Raw genomic sequence first — 1,216 nt, 5'->3', positions numbered from 1 at the left:
GAGAATAACGGACATAGCATTTTCTCCGGGCGGCCAGCAGGCCGCCTTAAAGGTGAGTAAAAAGGGTTATCAGCTACCGAGACCCAGCGCCGACATAATGCGATCCGGGTAGAGATTTTCCCCGTTGCGTTTGTAGATAAAGTTCAGCAGGTCTATTTCCAGAAGGGGCTTATCATCCACCGACAGCTTGTAGTAGGTGTTTTTGATGGCGTAGGTGTGGTTGGTATCATCACCCTGCTTCGCATCACCCGGATCGATTTCGGTGATACGGCCGCGCATCTCAACTTCCAGCAGTGAGCTGGTCCCGCCGCTGTAAAACTCGCCGACAAAGCGCAGGCGCATTTCGTCGATATCGCCGCCGTACTTCAGGATCAGCTCTTCGACCACGCCACCGACAATCATTGACGCGTCGAGCGCCCCGGAATCCAGGCCGAGATCGACAGCAACCGAGCCCAGCATCCCGCCACCCTGATAATCTTCAGTCTTGCGGGTGACCTTCGGCAGCGTCACGCTGGGAACTTTGCCGATATGGTTTACGCCATCCACAAAGACGGTAAACAGCCGGAGTTTTTTAGGAATCGCCATTATTCACCCCCGAGCGATGCGAAAGCAGCTTCGTAATACTGATCGGTGAACGTCTGGATCATCGTCAGATCTTCCAGCGGCGGCACCGGGCTGTAGTTGTAGCGCACCACGGCTTTACCCTGGCGAATACCGGTCACCGGGTTATCGACGATATCAAACCAGCACGCTGCGCCAATCAGCTTGCCAGCGGTTACCAGTGCCTGAAGTTTGGCGTTAATGCCGCTTACAACGTCTTTCACGTTTGCAGGCGTCAGCGGGGTATCCACGGTGGTGAACTGCGCTTCTGCGATACTGTCTGCCAGAATCTGTGCGGTTCGCGTGTACACCTCGAAAATAAATTCCTCGGTGTCGGTGGTGCGGTTGCCCCAGAAGCGGAAGCCGTCGCGCTTAATCAGCGTGGTGATCTCGTTGGCGTTCAGCTCGTTGGCGTCGGAGTCCTCCGCCTGCAATGCCCAGAACACGTCCTTCGCAATCCCCAGCACGTTTTTAACCGGCACGTTTGACAGTGATTTATGCCAGCCCTGCTCGTTGTCGATAAGCGCCCGCAGACCCAGCGCATACGCCACGGCGGGGAACTCTTCATTCACGCCAGTCAGTGGGTTGTAGGCGATGAAGTTCGGCCAGATCAGCA

Annotated in this window: 2 protein-coding genes; both read right to left on the bottom strand. The window is 55.9% G+C overall.

What is annotated here, in order from left to right:
* Positions 1-69: 69 nt before the first annotated feature.
* Positions 70-585, bottom strand: coding sequence for a phage major tail tube protein (locus tag ACI2JR_RS28320; RefSeq protein ID WP_023328126.1), 516 nt, complete (start codon positions 583-585; stop codon positions 70-72).
* Positions 585-1,216, bottom strand: a 632-nt coding sequence (locus ACI2JR_RS28315; RefSeq protein ID WP_462480115.1) for a phage tail sheath subtilisin-like domain-containing protein, incomplete at its 5' end; no start/stop codon positions are given. The genes ACI2JR_RS28315 and ACI2JR_RS28320, both read right to left, overlap by 1 nt.

This window comes from Klebsiella sp. NPDC088457, from assembly GCF_044900465.1.
Taxonomy (GTDB): Bacteria; Pseudomonadota; Gammaproteobacteria; order Enterobacterales; family Enterobacteriaceae; genus Klebsiella.
This window is presented reverse-complemented; position numbering and strand designations above follow the sequence as displayed.